At 39.9% G+C, this 17,548-nt stretch carries 18 protein-coding genes and 1 pseudogene; 14 read left to right on the top strand and 5 right to left on the bottom strand.

Annotation, left to right across the window (positions count from 1 at the left end):
• Nucleotides 1-91: 91 nt before the first annotated feature.
• The 9 genes from H5203_RS17965 (at nucleotide 92) to H5203_RS17925 (ending at nucleotide 7,256) form a co-directional block, all read left to right on the top strand.
• Complete coding sequence (locus H5203_RS17965; protein WP_145240645.1) at nucleotides 92-466, top strand: SirB2 family protein; 375 nt, start codon at nucleotides 92-94, stop codon at nucleotides 464-466.
• A 124-nt stretch (nucleotides 467-590) separates the two neighbouring features.
• Nucleotides 591-1,418 (top strand): tetratricopeptide repeat protein, encoded by an 828-nt coding sequence (locus H5203_RS17960; RefSeq protein WP_145240647.1) that lies wholly within the window; start codon nucleotides 591-593, stop codon nucleotides 1,416-1,418.
• Nucleotides 1,419-1,434: 16 nt separating this feature from the next.
• A complete protein-coding gene (locus H5203_RS17955) occupies nucleotides 1,435-2,688 on the top strand; it encodes a DUF819 domain-containing protein (RefSeq protein WP_145240649.1) in 1,254 nt (417 codons plus the stop codon).
• Nucleotides 2,689-2,697: 9 nt separating this feature from the next.
• A complete protein-coding gene (gene kdsA, locus H5203_RS17950) occupies nucleotides 2,698-3,552 on the top strand; it encodes a 3-deoxy-8-phosphooctulonate synthase (RefSeq protein WP_145240651.1) in 855 nt (284 codons plus the stop codon).
• Nucleotides 3,553-3,671: 119 nt separating this feature from the next.
• On the top strand, nucleotides 3,672-4,568 hold the full coding sequence (locus H5203_RS17945) for a transcriptional regulator GcvA (RefSeq protein WP_145240653.1): 897 nt from the start codon (nucleotides 3,672-3,674) through the stop codon (nucleotides 4,566-4,568).
• 1 nt (nucleotide 4,569) lies between these two features.
• Nucleotides 4,570-5,208 carry an alpha/beta family hydrolase gene (locus H5203_RS17940; protein WP_182820051.1) on the top strand — a complete coding sequence of 213 codons (639 nt, stop codon included), beginning with the start codon at nucleotides 4,570-4,572 and terminating at the stop codon, nucleotides 5,206-5,208.
• A 25-nt stretch (nucleotides 5,209-5,233) separates the two neighbouring features.
• Nucleotides 5,234-5,602, top strand: a complete 369-nt coding sequence (locus tag H5203_RS17935; RefSeq protein WP_179959144.1) for a DUF423 domain-containing protein — start codon at nucleotides 5,234-5,236, stop codon at nucleotides 5,600-5,602.
• A gap of 38 nt (nucleotides 5,603-5,640) precedes the next feature.
• Nucleotides 5,641-6,726, top strand: a complete 1,086-nt coding sequence (gene rlmM / locus H5203_RS17930) for a 23S rRNA (cytidine(2498)-2'-O)-methyltransferase RlmM (protein ID WP_145240657.1) — start codon at nucleotides 5,641-5,643, stop codon at nucleotides 6,724-6,726.
• A 176-nt stretch (nucleotides 6,727-6,902) separates the two neighbouring features.
• Nucleotides 6,903-7,256 (top strand): YkgJ family cysteine cluster protein, encoded by a 354-nt coding sequence (locus H5203_RS17925; protein ID WP_145240659.1) that lies wholly within the window; start codon nucleotides 6,903-6,905, stop codon nucleotides 7,254-7,256.
• Between the two features lie 58 nt (nucleotides 7,257-7,314).
• Here H5203_RS17925 and cysZ read toward each other — a convergent pair whose 3' ends face one another.
• On the bottom strand, nucleotides 7,315-8,025 hold the full coding sequence (cysZ, locus tag H5203_RS17920) for a sulfate transporter CysZ (protein ID WP_220491324.1): 711 nt from the start codon (nucleotides 8,023-8,025) through the stop codon (nucleotides 7,315-7,317).
• A gap of 275 nt (nucleotides 8,026-8,300) precedes the next feature.
• On the opposite strand from cysZ, the gene H5203_RS17915 reads away from it, so the two are divergent.
• Together H5203_RS17915 and H5203_RS17910 are read left to right on the top strand one after the other, a co-directional pair.
• On the top strand, nucleotides 8,301-8,774 hold the full coding sequence (locus H5203_RS17915) for a DUF4440 domain-containing protein (protein ID WP_246175491.1): 474 nt from the start codon (nucleotides 8,301-8,303) through the stop codon (nucleotides 8,772-8,774).
• A 108-nt stretch (nucleotides 8,775-8,882) separates the two neighbouring features.
• A pseudogene (locus tag H5203_RS17910) lies at nucleotides 8,883-9,497 on the top strand (sulfotransferase); the annotation flags it as partial.
• An 11-nt stretch (nucleotides 9,498-9,508) separates the two neighbouring features.
• On the opposite strand, the gene H5203_RS17905 reads toward H5203_RS17910, so the two are convergent.
• Nucleotides 9,509-10,888 (bottom strand): hypothetical protein, encoded by a 1,380-nt coding sequence (locus H5203_RS17905; protein ID WP_145240663.1) that lies wholly within the window; start codon nucleotides 10,886-10,888, stop codon nucleotides 9,509-9,511.
• Nucleotides 10,889-11,186: 298 nt separating this feature from the next.
• On the opposite strand from H5203_RS17905, the gene H5203_RS17900 reads away from it, so the two are divergent.
• From H5203_RS17900 to speB, 3 genes are all read left to right on the top strand, one after another.
• Complete coding sequence (locus H5203_RS17900) at nucleotides 11,187-11,648, top strand: N-acetyltransferase (protein ID WP_145240665.1); 462 nt, start codon at nucleotides 11,187-11,189, stop codon at nucleotides 11,646-11,648.
• Between the two features lie 370 nt (nucleotides 11,649-12,018).
• Entirely contained in the window at nucleotides 12,019-13,932 is a 1,914-nt protein-coding gene (speA, locus tag H5203_RS17895; protein WP_145240667.1) for a biosynthetic arginine decarboxylase, read from the top strand.
• 1 nt (nucleotide 13,933) lies between these two features.
• Complete coding sequence (gene speB, locus H5203_RS17890; RefSeq protein ID WP_145240669.1) at nucleotides 13,934-14,857, top strand: agmatinase; 924 nt, start codon at nucleotides 13,934-13,936, stop codon at nucleotides 14,855-14,857.
• A gap of 53 nt (nucleotides 14,858-14,910) precedes the next feature.
• Here the strand turns inward: speB and H5203_RS17885 are convergent, their stop codons facing one another.
• The 3 genes from H5203_RS17885 to H5203_RS17875 are packed head-to-tail and all read right to left on the bottom strand — an operon-like array spanning nucleotide 14,911 to nucleotide 17,437.
• Nucleotides 14,911-15,309, bottom strand: a complete 399-nt coding sequence (locus tag H5203_RS17885) for a DoxX-like family protein (protein ID WP_145240671.1) — start codon at nucleotides 15,307-15,309, stop codon at nucleotides 14,911-14,913.
• Nucleotides 15,296-16,318, bottom strand: coding sequence for a M48 family metallopeptidase (locus H5203_RS17880; protein ID WP_145240673.1), 1,023 nt, complete (start codon nucleotides 16,316-16,318; stop codon nucleotides 15,296-15,298). The genes H5203_RS17885 and H5203_RS17880 overlap by 14 nt, the downstream gene beginning before the upstream one ends.
• Before the next feature lie 9 nt (nucleotides 16,319-16,327).
• Nucleotides 16,328-17,437, bottom strand: coding sequence for a YjgN family protein (locus H5203_RS17875; protein WP_182732423.1), 1,110 nt, complete (start codon nucleotides 17,435-17,437; stop codon nucleotides 16,328-16,330).
• Between the last annotated feature and the right edge of the window lie 111 nt (nucleotides 17,438-17,548).

Here is a 17,548-nt window from a genome sequence, read left to right as displayed (position 1 = left end):
GAACTGGTGAGTTATTTAACGCATTAGAATGAGTATGTTTAATAACATTGGTACAATTTCTTTTTTAACATTAATGAGTAGTTAGGGGCATATGGATTATTTAGCAGTCAAACACACACACATGGCAATTGCAGTTTTAAGCATTGTTCTATTTTATGTACGTTCATTTTCTCGCCTCGGCAGTGGTGCAATCGCTAAAAATAAATTGGTATTTATTGGTAGTCACGCAACCGATACGTTTTTACTTATTTCAGCTTTCGCGCTGATGGCAATTGCAAAAATTAATCCACTAGAACAAACCTGGCTGCTTGAAAAGATTATTCTTGTAGTGGCGTACATTGTACTGGGTATTATTGCCAGTAAACAGCAAAAAACCAGTATAAAAATTGTGTTTTTAGTTGTTACGACTGCGGTCATTGCCTTCATTGGTAAGCTGGCGGTTGCCAAAACAGCGTTTATTTTGTAACTAAACGTGTTCAAAGGCTGCACTAAACAGTCTTTGAACGTTAATCTAGCGCGCTACGTTGGTATCTGTGTAAAAAAATAGGTAAACTAGTCATTCATTTTCTATTAAAGATGTTGCCGTATTAATGACCACCCCTTGGTTTGAAGATCAAAATGAATCCTATCAAGATGAGGCTTTTGACACATTCGTTCCCCAAGCGTTGTATCGTTGTATAAGCGCTGAAGCGAAGTGGGATCCTCAAGCTGATTTAAGTGATAGCTTTGCCACACTGAGCGACTTTGAAAATCAAGTCACCGAACTATGCCAACAATACCCTGATATTCACGAACGGTTTGATGCGTTGGTTGACATGTTTTTTACTCAGTGGTTATTTAGCGTATCCAGTTTAAAAGTCCCAGAATACACCTTAAATAGTTTTAGCTATATGCTGAGTATGCGCAGTGGTTCTGAAACAACACTGGGTATTTTATTATGCCATTTGCTGAACCATGCAGGTTTTGATGCAAATGTAACGATTAATAATAGTGAAATAAATGTCCATGTTGCTATTAGCGATGAGGAAGGTTATTTACTTGAGCCGAGTTCAGGTCAACAAAGTTGGTATATTATTCCTGAAAACGCCAGTGAAGAAAATGGTGATGAGCAAGAGCCGCTTGAGCTCATTTTTGACGAAGAAGTGTATAAGCTTTATCTAGCACAACAAAAGTGGGCCTTTATTAGCAGTAATAAATTTGGTCATGCTTTGAGCTGTGTTGAGATGCTGATGGAGCTAATAGGCGATGATCCGTACGAAAGACGCGACAGAGGCTATTTACTTAACCAGCTTGATTGTCCGAAAATGGCACGTGACGACTTACAATTTTTTATCGATGAGTGTCCAGATGATCCTGCAATTGATATTATTCAGCATCAACTTGAAGAACTCGAAGATAATCACAAAACTCACCATTAACTTTTAAGGAATTTACATGGCTGACGCCCATACTGCCCTGATCACCAATGACGCGGTTGTCTTTGGTTTATTAGCAGTAATATTAGGCTTTATTTTTAAAACATCGAACAGTCAAAATAGCGCACTGAAAAAGTTTTACAAATATGTCCCAGCATTATTACTGTGCTATTTTTTACCTTCACTATTGAATACTTTTGGCATTGTTGATGGTCATTCATCTAATGTGTACTTTGTAGCATCACGTTACTTGCTTCCGGCGTGCTTAATTTTACTGACCATTAGTATTGATTTACGTGCCATTATTAATCTTGGTCCGAAAGCATTAATTATGTTTTTAACCGGTACTGCGGGTATTGTGATCGGCGGCCCGTTGGCCATTTTGATCATGAGCGCAGTGTATCCAGAAGCAGTCGGTGGTCATGGCCCTGATGCAGTATGGCGTGGCATGACCACGATTGCTGGAAGCTGGATTGGTGGTGGTGCAAACCAAGCATCGATGAAAGAAATGTTTGAAGTTGGCGGAGATATATTCTCAGCAATGGTTACGGTAGATGTGATAGTCGCTAATTTATGGATGGCAGTATTACTGTTAATGGCTGCCAACCATAAAGCCATTGATGCGAAAACAGGCGCGGATACTAGCGCGATTGAAGAGTTAAAAAATCGCGTTGAAAAATACCAAGCCGAGCACGCACGTCTGCCAACACTCAATGATTATATGCTGATCATTGCAATTGCATTTGGTATTACCGGTCTTGCGCATTTTTGTGCAGACTTTTTAGGACCTTACTTTGGCGCTAATTTTCCATGGGCACAAGAATATAGCTTAAACAGCAAGTTCTTTTGGTTAATTGTTATTTCGACGACCATAGGTATTGCATTGTCGTTTACTAAAGTACGTCATATTGAAGCCTTTGGCGCATCTAAAGTAGCCTCCAGCTTTTTGTATATTTTAGTGGCATCAATTGGCCTTCATATGAATATTACGGCTATATTTGAATCGCCTATGTATTTCGTCATTGGCTTAATTTGGATGCTTACCCACGCCAGTTTAATGTTAATTGTGGCAAAAATAATTAAAGCGCCGCTATTTTATATGGCCGTTGGCTCACAAGCGAATGTGGGCGGTGCGGCATCGGCACCTGTGGTTGCTTCGGCATTTCACCCATCGCTTGCGCCAGTTGGGGTATTATTAGCCGTTCTGGGCTATGGCGTAGGCACGTATATGGCATATATTTGTGGTTTAATGATGCAAGCAGTTGCACCTTAAGGAATAAAAATGAACAACCATTTAATTAAAATTAATGATATTGAACTGGCAAACGAAAAACCGTTTGTATTGTTCGGTGGCATGAATGTACTTGAGTCTCGTGATTTAGCAATGCGTATCGCCGAGCATTATGTAGAAGTGACCACTAAGCTTAATATTCCTTATGTGTTTAAAGCGTCATTTGATAAAGCAAACCGTTCATCAATTAATTCATACCGTGGTCCTGGCATGGAAGAAGGCTTAAGGATTTTTGAAGAAATTAAAAAAACGTTTAATGTTCCTTTGATCACTGACGTCCATGAGCCGCATCAAGCAGCGCCTGTGGCAGAAGTGGTTGATGTGATCCAATTACCAGCATTTTTGGCGCGCCAAACAGATTTAGTGGTCGCAATGGCGAAAACGGGCGCAATTATTAATGTTAAAAAGCCACAATTTTTAGCCCCGCACGAAATGCGCCACATCATTACTAAATTTAATGAAGCGGGTAATAACAATGTTGTATTGTGCGAGCGTGGCTCAAGCTTTGGTTATAATAACTTAGTCGTTGATATGCTGGGTATGGATGACATGAAACCAATGGCTCCGGTTATTTTTGATGCCACTCATGCTTTACAACGTCCAGGTGGGCGCAGTGATTCTGCCGATGGTCGTCGTGCACAAGCGGCAGAACTTGCTCGCAGCGGCATGGCATTAGGGTTAGCGGGTTTATTTATTGAAGCGCATCCTAATCCTAATGAAGCTAAATGTGATGGCCCATGTGCACTTGCATTAAGTAAGTTGGAAGGCTATTTAAGTCAAATGAAAGCCGTGGATGATTTAGTTAAAAGCTTTGGCCCATTGGATACCAGCGCCAGCGACTTGTAATCGCAAAGCGTGATAAGAAAAGCGACGAAAGTCGCTTTTTTTATGTCTTGAATATACACTTCCTTGGCATGTGTATATAATCTTATCCATAAGAAAAACTAATTCTAAGTTTGATCACTATGTCTCGACGTGTTCCGCCACTAAACGCATTAAAAGCATTTGAAGCTGCTGCTCGCCATTTGAGTTTTACTAAAGCGGCTGAAGAGTTATACGTCACACAGGCGGCGGTAAGTCATCAAATAAAAACTTTAGAAGAGCATCTTGGCTTAAAACTATTTTTGCGAAAAAACCGTTCTTTATTACTCACCGAAGAAGGCCAAGGTTACTTTTTAGATATTAAAGAAATATTTACTCAGCTAATTGATGCTACCGAAAAGCTATTAGCCCGTGGTGCAAAAGGCTCATTAACCGTGAGTTTAACGCCCAGCTTTGCTATTCAATGGTTAGTGCCACGCTTGAGCTTATTTAACGAACTGCACCCTGAGATAGATGTACGAATAAAAGCCCAAGATCAAGACGAAAACTCACTCACCGATGATGTTGATGTGGCTATTTATTATGGCCGTGGTCATTGGAGTGGCGTGCAAACGCATAAACTGCATACCGAATACTTAGTACCTTTGTGTAGCCCCATGCTATTAACAGGGCCAAAGCCGCTGGATCAGCCAAGTGATTTGGCAAACCATACTTTATTACACGATACCACCCGTAAGAACTGGAAAACGTGGATGAAAACCGCCGGTGTTCGTAATGTGCAAGTAAACCAAGGACCAATATTTAGCCACTCATCAATGGTGTTGCAAGCAGCAGTGCATGGTCAAGGCGTTGCTATTGGTAACAGTGTGCTTGCTAAACCTGATATTGATGCAGGACGTTTAGTTATTCCGTTTAACCACAGTTTAGAAAGTAAAAATGCGTACTATTTAGTAAGTCGTGAAACGCAATCAGAATTAGGAAAAATAGTATCGTTTAAGCAGTGGATGCTGAGTTTAGTTGAACAAGAGCAAGAGTATTAATATGACTATCGAGTGGATTAAAAGTGACCAACAACCCGCTTTGGCACAATTTATTTTTGCCCATGGTGCTGGAGCCGCTAGTGATTCAGAATTTATGCAGAAAATGGCAAGCTTGCTGGCAGAAAAAGGTATTGATGTTGGCTTATTTGACTTTGAATATATGCAAATAGCCAAGCAAAACAATAAGCGTCGCCCGCCAGATCGTGCGCCTAAATTACTGCAATACTTTGCACATATATTAACCTTTGTACAGTCAAGCTTACCGTTATTTATTGGTGGCAAGTCAATGGGCGGGCGGATGGCATCAATGCTTGTCAGTGAAGAGCGAGTAACAATGCCAACAATTTCAGGCGTATTGGCATTTGGCTATCCATTTCATCCACCAGGCAAGCCTGATAAATTACGTATTGATCATTTTGGTAAAATATCATGCCCGTTTATGGTGCTCCAAGGCGAGCGCGATACATTTGGTACCCGTGACGAATTAGCACAGCTACAACTGGATAAACGCCCAGAGTTTGTGTGGCTAGCTGATGGCGATCATTCCTTAAAACCACGCAAACGCAGTGGCTTTAAAGAGTTAGGTAATGTGCAAACTGCCGCTGAGCACGCTGCTAGTTTTATTAAACAGCATATTTAAAGGCATCTTTAGCAGGAAAAAAATCATGATTAAACTATTTTTAATGACTGGCAGTTTATTTTGCATGCTATCAGTGGTGTTGGGCGCCTTTGCGGCTCATGGTTTAAAAAGCCGTGTTTCTGAATATGCTATTGGCGTATTTAAAACTGCGGCAGAGTATCAGATGGTGCATGGCCTTGCGTTAATTGCGATTGCCATTTTAATAAAATGGGGAATTAACCTCACATCGGCTGGTTGGTTTATTATTGCTGGTATTTTGTTGTTTAGTGGCAGTTTATATTTATTAGCAATCACCGGTTATAAGTGGCTTGGCCCCATCACACCCGTTGGTGGTTTATGTTTTATTATTGGTTGGACTATTTTATTAGTGCAAGTAGCACGGTTTAAATTTTAATAGAGAATATCGCTCAAAAGAGCAATTAAAGGGTTTTTATGTCAAGTGTAGTGATTTACTGCCGTAGTGGTTTTGAAAATGATGCCGCTGCAGAAATAACATTTCATGCCGCAGAGCAAGGTTTTGCTGGGTATGTAAAAGCAAAGCCAAATACCGGCTATGTTATTTACGAATGTTTTGAAGCGCAGCATAGTGATGAAATCATCAAAAAGGTTGATTTCAAAAATATGGTATTTGCCCGTCAGTGGTTTGCCGGCACTTTACTTGAAAACATGCCCGTCGAAGACCGTGTTGGCGAAATAGTAAAAGCAGCGGTCGATTTTCCACTTTGCTCAGAGCTACGGGTAGAAACACCCGATACCAATGAAGGCAAGGAGCTGTTAACTTTCTGCAAAAAAATCTCTACCCCACTTAAAAAGGCTTTAGAGAAACAAAACACCGTGTTACGCGAACCTAAAGCCAATCGCCCCGTAATGCACATCATGTTTTTAACTAATAACACCGCGTTTGTTGGTCATTCATATAGTTATAATAATTCCCCATTTTTTATGGGAATATTACGACTAAGAATGCCAAGTGATGCACCGAGTCGCTCGACCTTAAAACTGGATGAAGCGTTTAATGTGTTTATTGCGGAAAAAGATCGTGAAGCGCGAGTTCAAGCCGGTATGCGCAGTGTTGACTTAGGTGCCTGCCCAGGTGGTTGGACGTATCAACTAGTGCGTCGCGGTATGTTTGTTAGCGCCATTGATAACGGCCCAATGAATGATGATTTAATGCAAACAGGTCAAGTTAAGCACTTCCGTGTTGATGGTTTTAAATACCGCCCTGAGAAAAGAAATATTACTTGGTTAGTATGCGATATGGTAGAAAAACCAACCAAAGTAACCAGTCTTATGATTGATTGGGCGGTCAACGCATACGCGAAAGAACTTATCTTTAACTTAAAGCTGCCAATGAAAAAGCGCTTTGACAGTGTGTATGAGTGCTTAACGATGATCAAAGAAGAGCTTAATAAATACGGTATAAGCTATGAATTACAAGCTAAGCATCTTTATCACGATAGGGAAGAAGTAACTGTTCATTTGAACGTCACTAAAGTGCCACAAAGTCTATATAGTTAATAAGCTTGCAAAGTTTAGATATATAAAAGCACAGCATTAGCTGTGCTTTTACGTTATGGCGTAAGTCTGCACTAACATAGCATTGCAAGTTACAGCATATAACGCGTAATATAGGGGTTATGGAGAATTAGTTAAGTTGCGGCATGAGTGCACTGCATTATAAAAGGTAAATATAAATGTACAAAAACCAAAAAGTAATCTTGCGATTACGCGCTAACATTCCATCGTTTGAATGTGTTGAAGGTTGTCATGATTGTTGCGGTCCAGTGACAACATCATCTGAAGAAATGTCGCGATTACCGGTAAAAAGCGATGCAGAGCACGAAGCGGCATTAAATGAATTTAATTGTGTACACTTAGGTCCAAAGGGATGCACTGTATATGATGAACGGCCATTAATTTGTCGTTTGTTTGGCACAACTCCAAGGATGCCATGCCCAAATGATCGCGCTCCAGAGCAGCCAGTTGATCCTAAAATTGAGCGCGAAGTGCATCATTTCATCGCTAATACACGGCAAGTTTTAGTGTAAATAGTGCTGCAAATAGGGGACTTAATAATGACTTATATTGTCGTCCCCTCTGAGCGTTTTATTCGCGATACTTAGGGCGGTATTGATCAACCCATAAGCGAGTTGCGCCGCACACAGCGACTGGCATAACAATTAAATTCACGATAGGAATGGCTGTAAGCAACAATACGGCTAAGCCGAATCCATACGAGAGAGTTTGTTTTTGTTTTAAGTCTTCTTTCATTTCTTTAAAGCAAATTTTGTGATTATCAAACGGATAATCTTTGTATTGCACGGCATACATCCAACAGGTAAACATCACCCATAACACTTGGCCGATAACAGGTAATATCCACAGTAAGATAAAAAAGCCAATGGCACGTGGTAGGTAATAGCACAACTTAGTCCACTCACGGCCAAGCATTCGTGGCACATCTTTCACTATATCCGCTAAGCCATCATCATTAATTTTTTGACCTGTTAAATACAGCTCTACTTTTTCACTGAGTAAGCCGTTAAAGGGCGCGGCGATGAAATTAGTGATCACCGAAAACAGCATACTGTAGCTAAATAAAATCACTAATACTGCAATAGGCCACATCAGCCACTCCAGCCAACTTAACCACGTTGGTAATAGATCATTTAAATAAGCAAACCCATCGGTAAGCCAGCCATATAAAAAGAATAATGAGCTACCAAAAAGCACGATATTGATTAATAAAGGAATAAATACAAATCGCTTCAAGCCTTTTTGGGTAATTAATTTGAAGCCCGAAAAAAAATATTCCATACCTTGTGTAAACTGCACGCTAAAACCTCTGATCATATCGACATTGCCCTCAGTATAAATTGCTCAGATTTTTTGAACAGTATTTTTGCGTAACAAAGTGTTTAATATCTAATGAGCAATAGAGTGTATGGTCTAAAAAGCATTATCTTTATATTGATAGAAAAATCGGAGTTACTGATTGAATCGCAACAAACACTGGGATATGGTTTATATATCAACAATAATAAATTAAACGAGAGATGTTATCGGCTCGTTTATTACGCAGGAAGCTTTAAATGACTATGAAAAAGTTATATCTGTTTGCATTGTTACTAATGCCGCTGGTAAGTCAGGCTGATGTTACTGATTTGCAAAGTAAAATGATGCGTTTAGATACAGGACTTTTTGATTCTTTTAATCATTGTAATAACCCAGTACAACTTGCTAAGCACGCGAGCTACTTCGCGGAAGGTGTTGAGTTTTATCATGATAACGGTGGAGTTACCTGGGATCGCAATTCCATGATAGCTAATACTAAACAATATGCATGTGGCAAGTATACGCGGGAGTTGGTCAGCGGCACGTTTGAAGTGTTTACCATTAAAGATTTTGGTGTGATGACCAAAGGAACTCACATATTTTGTCAAAATGGCGGCAATAAATGTGACGGTAAAGCTGATTTTGTGATGCTTTGGCATGACTTAGGCGACAAATTAGAAATTACTCGAGTATTGAGTTATGGGCACCGTAGTAATATGGATAATAAATAAGGGAGCTTGCGGTTAAACTACCGCTTAACTTTGTTGTTGCTCTGTGGGTGATGCTGTCATTTAGGTATATACTAACGGCCTTTTAAAAATGAGTGACGTTAGATGTCTAAGATATTTATTATCGGTCTGCCTCGAACCGGCACCACGAGCATCAGTGTTGCGTTGTTAGAAATGGGCTTGTTGGTTGCGCATACCGCGTTTACTAAAAAAGCGTTTGAAATAGCTGATGCTATATCTGACGCACCGTGTTTTAGTGACTATATGCATTTAGACGGGTTATTTCCTGGTGCTAAGTTTATTTATTTAAACCGAGACCTAAAAGCATGGTTGCCATCCATCACGATGCTGCTTGAAAAAATGGCGCCACATCTTGATCTTAAAACAGGGCACTTTAGCCCGGTTCTAAAGCGCAGCTTTCATCAAACGTTTCCCTCTATTTACCCGTTGAGTGAGCGCGATTTGGCTGCTTGTTATACTAAACATCAACATGCAGTGTTTCATTATTTCAAAGGCCGTGATGATTTTTTATCTCTTGATGTCAGCGAACCTGGCGGCCTGTTGAAGCTAAAACAGTTTTTGGGAATGTCGCCTGAGGGCGATACTGACTTTGCGAAATTAAATGTTGGCCGTAATGTGGCAAACTGGCGTGAGTATAAACACCCTAATAAGGTGAATGCCAACTTAGCCGGAGCAGAGCATCGCAAGTTCTTTGACTACAGTTGATTGATTTAGAATTAGTCAGTTTTGGGCTCTTTACTATCAGCTGAACTGCCAATATTGCCGCTGCTGTAAAAGGTAAGTTGGCCGATCAAGTCAGGCACGAGTCGCTCGCTATTATAATCATAAATTTTATTCATTTGTTTTACGTGAAATGCACCTTCTATCCGAGCAATATTATTTATTGCCCATGCCTCAACCGAATCTGAGCGAGTAAATTGCTCTGGCAGTTTTTCTTTATGATCAAGTAGTGTTTGCCATAATTCGTTTTGGATCTGTGCTGGAGTCCCAGTGAATTGCTCTAGCGTATCGTTAATCCAGCCCATACCAATGTCGTTATAGGCATTTAAGATAGTGTTATACAGCTCACGTCTATTAGAGTCAGAGCTAATATTATCTTGCTGTGCAATAAACCTACCATTATCCATTTGGTAATACTGCTTATTGGCTTGATAATTAGTTTGCTGTGCAAGGTAATGTAATAAGTTAGCTTCACTGTCTTTATCAACTTCTTTGAGCATTGCCAATACATCATCGTTTTGGTGAGTTTTCACTAGGTTCATCATGTCGATAATACTATTGCTTTGCTCGAGGGTACTGGCAGATAAGTGGTCATTTAACTGCATAAGTTGATCTTCGCTGAGGTTTTTTTCTATTAATAAATTGGTGTAGTCATTTGCCAATTCATATTTTGCACTGTTAGCCTTATAGTTTGATTTAAACCAGTTTATGGTTTCAGGCATACTGATCATTTCGACTCTTTCATTACCATGCTCATTTTCACCTAATGGTGACACCGGCTTCTTATAATCATTCCCTTGTTGTAATAATTTATCCATTGTTGCGAGGGTACTGCTCAAGGCATCATCTGACAGTTTGCTTAAAGCTGAAATTAACTGTGCACTGCTGTTGTTGTTTTCTGTGCCAAAGTGATAGCTAGATGTTGTAACAACAAATTGACTAAATACAGCAAGCTCTTCATCACTCATTTTTTGCACCAAATCAAGTAGTTCTTGTGTTGGTTTTAGGTGTTGGAACATAAATTTATGTTCACCTTCAAGCCGGTCTACTTGATCTAAAAAAGCATTTATATCATCGGGATCTGTAAAGTCACCATAGCGATAGGTCGGTTCTTTAATCGGTTCACCTATGTTAATGGTGGTGCTAGAGGTGACTTTATAACGGTTCATACCAATGTAAGAAGAGGGGGTGTAATCTTGATTAAGTTTGCGGCCTTTGAATGGATCATAAAGGGGCGTACTTGCTGCGTCTTCGAGCGTTGAAAGGAGGTCTTGTGGTTCGACAAGAGAAGCGGCGGCTTTAAACTCCGTGGCGCGATTGGCCGACACCGTTTGCAAAGCTATTTGCTGCGCTTGACCAAGATTGGGGAGTTTCATTGTTATTCCTTTAACGTTAACTTAGCTATTTATCGACGCAGGGCGTTAAAGCTTTAGTCGTTAATTTATTTTTTAACCCGTATTTTTATAAAAGTCGCTAACGTTTAACACCACAGCAAACTATTATCTTGACGTGTTTGCTACTTTTTAGAAAATAGCTAAATGCTGTTATTTTGACATACGACAAAGTCGTGACTAATAAGACAGCAAATAAATGAAAAATCCATAGTTCTGGGTTGTTCATTTGCAACAATTCGGTATAGTTTGTTATCAAACAATAAATATAATTAGAGCTTTTATGCAGTTAGTCGACTTAACCCCTGATGATCCGGATGTGATTAATGTTTTTTCTGATATCGATAGGCTTATAAATTCTCTGTACCCAGTAGCCACGGCGCAATCGCTGTCGGTGAGTGAGCTTGGTCAAGCTAATGTGTACGCCATTGGCTTAAAAAGCGAGGAGGGTATTGTTGCATGTGGTGCGATTGTCAGACAGTTCGACACAGTACCTTATGGTGAAATACGCCGTCTATATGTCAAACCAAGTCATCGTGGTAAAGGCTTGTCTCGGCGTATAATGCAAATTTTATTGCATCATGCTGGCGAAGAAGAGATCCCTTTGATCCGCTTAGAAACAGGCCCGAAACAGGCTGAATCGATTAGTCTGTATGAAAATTTAGGTTTTAAACGCTGTGCAAGTTTTGGTAATTATACCGATAATCCACATAGCTTGTTTATGGAGTTAGGGCTCAGTCAATAAGGCTAATTAGTGGCTAGAAACTGCCTACGCTTTGTGTTTTAGTTTTTGAGTACTTCATCGATTTAATCTCCTACACAACTACGGCTTATACACGGATATAAGTCGACATTTATATGCTTAAATGGCCTTGGTCAGCGCCACTTTTATCATTGAGAGTCACGTTTTCGGCTAACTTTTATATATATATTCCCTTTTAAGCCTTCTATTTTTTATACTAAAGACTCCAGTGCCCAACAAATAAAAGGGCCGTTGTTATCAACACTAAAACTCACTCGTTACGAGCAAAAATACTTGTTGGACTTGATAAGCTATTTTTCCTTTAATGCGCGCAACAGCCGCAAGGCATTCATCAAATAAAAGAGAAAGATAAATGAAAGAGACAACATCACTAGAACAAGCTCGCACGAGTTACAATGTTCGTCATTGGAGCCAAGGTTTTTTTGGTATTAATGATCAAGGTGATGTGTATGTTGCGCCCAAGGCTGATGCCCCAGAGCAAACCATCGCACTTATTGATATTGCAAAACAACTTGAAGATAAAGGCTTGAGTTTACCTGCGTTGGTTCGTTTTCCACAAATTTTGCATCACCGCGTGCACAGCTTATGTGCTGCATTTAATACTGCGATTGAAAGCTATGGTTATCCAAAAGATTACTTGCTTGTTTATCCAATTAAAGTAAACCAACAGCGCGAAGTGGTCGAAGAAATTGTTGCAAGCCAAGCGAACGTAGAAAAGAAGCAACTAGGTTTAGAGGCGGGCAGTAAGCCTGAGCTATTAACAGTATTGGCATTAGCTGAAAAAACCAGTGCAGTGATTGTGTGTAATGGCTACAAAGACAAAGAATATGTGCGCTTAGCATTAATTGGCGAAAAGTTAGGCCATAAAGTGTACATCGTACTTGAGAAACTGTCTGAGCTGGACATGGTACTAAGCCAAGCTAAAGAGCTGAACGTAAAACCGCGTATTGGTATTCGCGTGCGCTTAGCGTCGCAGGGTAAAGGAAAATGGCAAGCTAGCGGCGGTGAAAAATCAAAATTTGGTTTATCCGCTTCACAAGTATTACATGTTGTTAATCGTTTAAAAGAGACTGATCAACTTGATTTAGTTCAGTTGGTGCATTTTCACTTAGGCTCGCAAATGGCGAATATTCGCGATGTGCGTTTAGGTGTTAGCGAAGCGGCGCGTTTTTATTGTGAACTACGCAAACTCGGTGCACAAATTGAATGTTTAGATGTCGGTGGCGGTTTAGCGGTTGATTACGACGGTACACGGAGCCAGTCTCACAACTCGATGAACTATAGCTTAGCTGAGTATGCAAATAATATTGTCTACACCATTGGTGATATTTGTAAGCAGTACGAGCAACCATTCCCGACTATTATTTCTGAGTCTGGGCGTGCATTAACAGCGCATCATGCAGTGCTTATCTCTAATGTGATTGGCACTGAAAGTTATGAGCCTGAAGAAATTCAAGCGCCAGCAGATGACGCGCCATTATTGCTTAATAACATGTGGCTGTCGTGGCAGCAACTTCATGTGCTGACAGACGACCGTGCATTAATTGAGATATATCATGATAGCCAAGGTGATTTAGCTGAAGCACATAACCAGTTTGCGATGGGATTATTAGATTTAACTCAACGCGCCTGGGCTGAGCAAATAAATTTACGTGTGTGTTATGAGCTTAATAAACACATGGATAACAAAAACCGTTTTCATCGCCCGATAATAGATGAACTTAATGCCCGTTTAGCGGATAAGTTTTTTGTTAATTTCTCATTGTTTCAGTCATTGCCTGATGCGTGGGGAATCGACCAAGTATTTCCGGTATTGCCATTAAGTGGCTTAACTGAGGCACCACAAAGACGCGCAGTATTGTTAGATATTACCTGTGACTCTGACGGTGCACTAGATCATTACGTTGATGGGCAAGGCATTGAGAGTACCTTACCAGTGCCGGCATTTAGTGCTGAAAAACCCTATTTAATGGGCTTTTTCTTAGTGGGGGCATACCAAGAAATTTTAGGTGACATGCATAACCTATTTGGCGACACCCACAGTGCAATGGTACACATGGATGAGCAAGGCGACGCAAGCATTGTAGAAATAAACCAAGGTGACACTGTAGCTGACATGATGCGCTATGTTCATCTTGATGTAGAAGGTTTTCAATCATCGTACGCACAGCTAGTGGCTGCAAAATTACCAGCAGATGAGCAGCAAAGTGTGCTTGATGAATTGCAAGCAGGTTTAGACGGTTATACTTATTTAGAAGAGCTTTAATATGACCACTTTGTTTGATCATCCAGATCACTCATTGTATTCCAATGGCATGACGTTCTTACGTCAGCCAATGGTACAAAATATTACTGACATCAATGCTGATGTTGTGGTGTTAGGTTTGCCATTTGATATGGCAACTTCAGGACGTCCAGGTGCGCGTTTAGGCCCTGATGCGATTCGTCGTGCATCAGTGCATTTAGCATGGGAAGAAACAAAATACCCATGGACGTTCAAATTGTTCGAACGCCTAAAACTGGCTGATGCTGGAGATTTTACTTACCCTGTCGGTGACGCTGAATACTTTACCGCTAAGCTTGAACAAGCTGCGACGGGTATTTTAAGCCAAGGTAAAGCAATTTTAGGTTTAGGGGGCGATCACTTTGTAACCTTACCGTTGTTACGTGCTCACGCTAAGCGCTTTGGTAAAATGGCGTTGGTGCATTTTGATGCCCATACTGATACTTATAGTAATGGCTCACGCTACGACCACGGGACCATGTTTTACCATGCGCCGATGGAAGGGCTGATTGATGTTGATCATAGTATCCAAATTGGTATTCGTACTGATTTTGATCAAAGCAAACACGAGTTTGCAGTGATTGATGCGATGGCCGCCAATGATTTATCGGCGCAAACGATTGCTGAGCAGATTAAAGCGAGAGTAGGTGATTTACCTGTGTATATCACTTTTGACATTGATTGCTTAGATCCGGCGTTTGCCCCTGGTACTGGAACACCGGTATGTGGTGGATTAACATCAGATAAAGTACTTAAGATATTACGTGCCCTTAAAGGCATTAATATGATTGGTATGGATGTTGTTGAAGTATCACCTTCGTACGACCAAAGTGAGCTTACTGCGATTGCTGCAGCCACTATTGCTAGTGAGCTACTGCATTTGTGGGCATTAAAGCATAAGTATTGATGTTATAAATAGAGTTTTACAACAAAGGGTATGCCAACGCATACCCTTTTGTTTTACAGGCTCGTATTATTTGTAATAGTTATTTCTTTTAACCAAATAATACTTAACACAATAAGTGGTACGTTAGTTGTAACAGGGTTAAACGCTTCAATAAGTAGTTGTGGTTGCATTATTATCACAGCAAGCAAGAGTCCACTAAGCGCTAAAATGTTTAAAATAACTAAGTATTTATTTTTATAAAATAAAGCTAAACACAGGCCAAAAATAATTTCTCCAACACCTGCTGAGCGGGTAATAAAATCAGACACCTCAGTTGAAAAACCCGCACTGCCGGTCATAAGCTTTTCAAGAGGGGCTATATGATAAAGCTTTGGGAAAAAACCATGATATATCCATGTTAATGCTACTACACCGCGGGCAAGTTGCATATAAAGTAAGTTATTCTCTGGCATTATCTATTCGCTCTTGTGCACTTGGGTGGCTAGATAAATACTCGAGTAAATTATTCACTTTTTTAAGGTGCTCGTTTTCACTGGTATGGCTATATTGGAGTGTCTCTATTGCATCGGCAAAGTCGTTACTTGAGTACCCTAAATACTCCAATTGCGTTAACGCAAAACTGTCGGCCTCGCGTTCCATATCCCTTGAAAAACCTTGCTGTGCAAATGACGCGCCAGTCCCCAGAGCAACTTCTGCAATACCTTCTAAGTCACCAAATATTACCGCTAATACAATTGTACTTGCAGCTGATTGCGCAGTAATGCGCACACTATGCTGGTGTACTATATGGCCTATTTCGTGTAGTAATACTGCTTTTAGGGCATTGGGTTGATCGACAAGTAAATTAACAAGCTCATCTGTTATCACAATACGTCCATGCGGTAGTGCAAATGCATTAGCGCCAAAATGTTCAGATTTATAAAAAGATAATCGATATATCGATTTATCAAGTGATAGTTGCTCAAGCATGGTATTAAAATGTTGTTGTATCTTAGTTTGTTGTTCAACCGGCAATTCGCTATCATCGAGCGCTAACTTTTTAATCACCGTAAAGCTTTGTTCACCCATTTGATTAATCACATTATGCGGCAGTGTATCTATGCTATAAACCGCAATTGCTGGCACTGCTTTGTAAAGCGCTAGCCACATAAACAGTGGTGTAAGTATAACGGCAGCTAAAATAGCCCATTTACTTTTTTCTAGGCGTTCCATTATCTGATGATTATTTGATTTAAATGGCCACCTGTAATTTACATCTAGTGGAATAAATCGACTGCCATCGGTAAAGCTTAACTCGTCGGCAAGACCAGCCATACCTGAATTTAAATTAAGTTCAGTAATGGCGTGGCGAGTTATAATGTATTCATCGTGTTTTATGTCAATATGTGTGTCGCTAATACTTGCGACACACTCTTGATAATTACTCGATGCCTTAGGAAAGTAATGTCCTTTTACATGCATGATGAGCTCTTAAGTTAATGAAAGGTCTATATCAAATACATTTGCAGCTTCTTCAGCGAAAGATGATTGCTGTGCTTGTTGAGTATCGATTAAGTTTAATGCGCCAGAATAAATATTCACCGTAGTTACATCAGCGAGCATTTTTGATGTACGTACTTTTGTCCACGGGTAAGCAAGTCCTAAAGAAAATACAATAGCGAGCATGTTTGTTAAAAGTAACATAGCAAAAGGTACAGGTTTTAGTTCTGACTTAAACGTTGCTACACCTTCAAACTGGCTATTATCAATAATATGGTTACGGATAGCAGCTTTCCACACAGCAGTTACTATAGTAATCATAAACACATAAGCGGCCATTAAAGCAGCAAACATAATTATCATCGCAGATGGGTCTTGTATATTTTGTTGGTTTTCTGCGTTTAGTAAATCGAGACCAAAAAAACCTAAAATGGCCATAAATATCACCATAGTGATAGAACTAACTACAAAACAAATAAGTGCTGTGAGGTAATAGGTTTCACCTTTTAAGTTCACCGTCAGTGGTTTGTCGCCGTAGCTAATGTTACTGTGAATATAGCTGTCGATACGCTTTAAAACATAAGGCATTAATAAATATAAAGTAAATATGCTTGCAATCGGCAGTAGGATAAAGTTAACAAAGGCTTCGCCATAATTACCTTGAAACGAAAAACACACATTTCGGTGGCGAGTCATACGCATATTAAACCGTAGGCCTTGGTTAATAATCCATGGCATTAGAAATAGAAATCCAATAGCAAACAATAAACCAATAATAGGTAAGAAGCTGGTGGCAAAGGTATAAATTAAAAAAACCGCCACCGCTAAAATACGGCCTTTTAAAATTTGCATCGGTGTTGCTAAGTAGTCAAAGCCGTGTCCGTCTATACGTGTGTGACCATAAAAGTAGCGGTATGTGCGTACTTTTGCCCATGCTGAGTAAATACCGAGTGTAATAACGCTGAGTAAAATATTGACAATCCAAATACCAAAATACTCAGCAGCTTTACCCTTAAATTGTACTTTCCCGCTAAAAATTGGCGATGCACTTTGGGTGTTTGTTTTGTTAGGCTCGTCTGGGGTTGGGTGTGTTGATTCCATTAAAAAAATATATCCATGCTGTTTTTTGTAAATTTACCTTTTTTTGGTAATGAAAACAATCTTTATCATTATCCTAGCTTGTTGTTTATAGTGTGATTTTATTGGTTTTAA

The organism is Pseudoalteromonas sp. SG41-1, assembly GCF_014164575.1.
Lineage (GTDB): Bacteria > Pseudomonadota > Gammaproteobacteria > Enterobacterales > Alteromonadaceae > Pseudoalteromonas > Pseudoalteromonas rhizosphaerae.
This window is presented reverse-complemented; position numbering and strand designations above follow the sequence as displayed.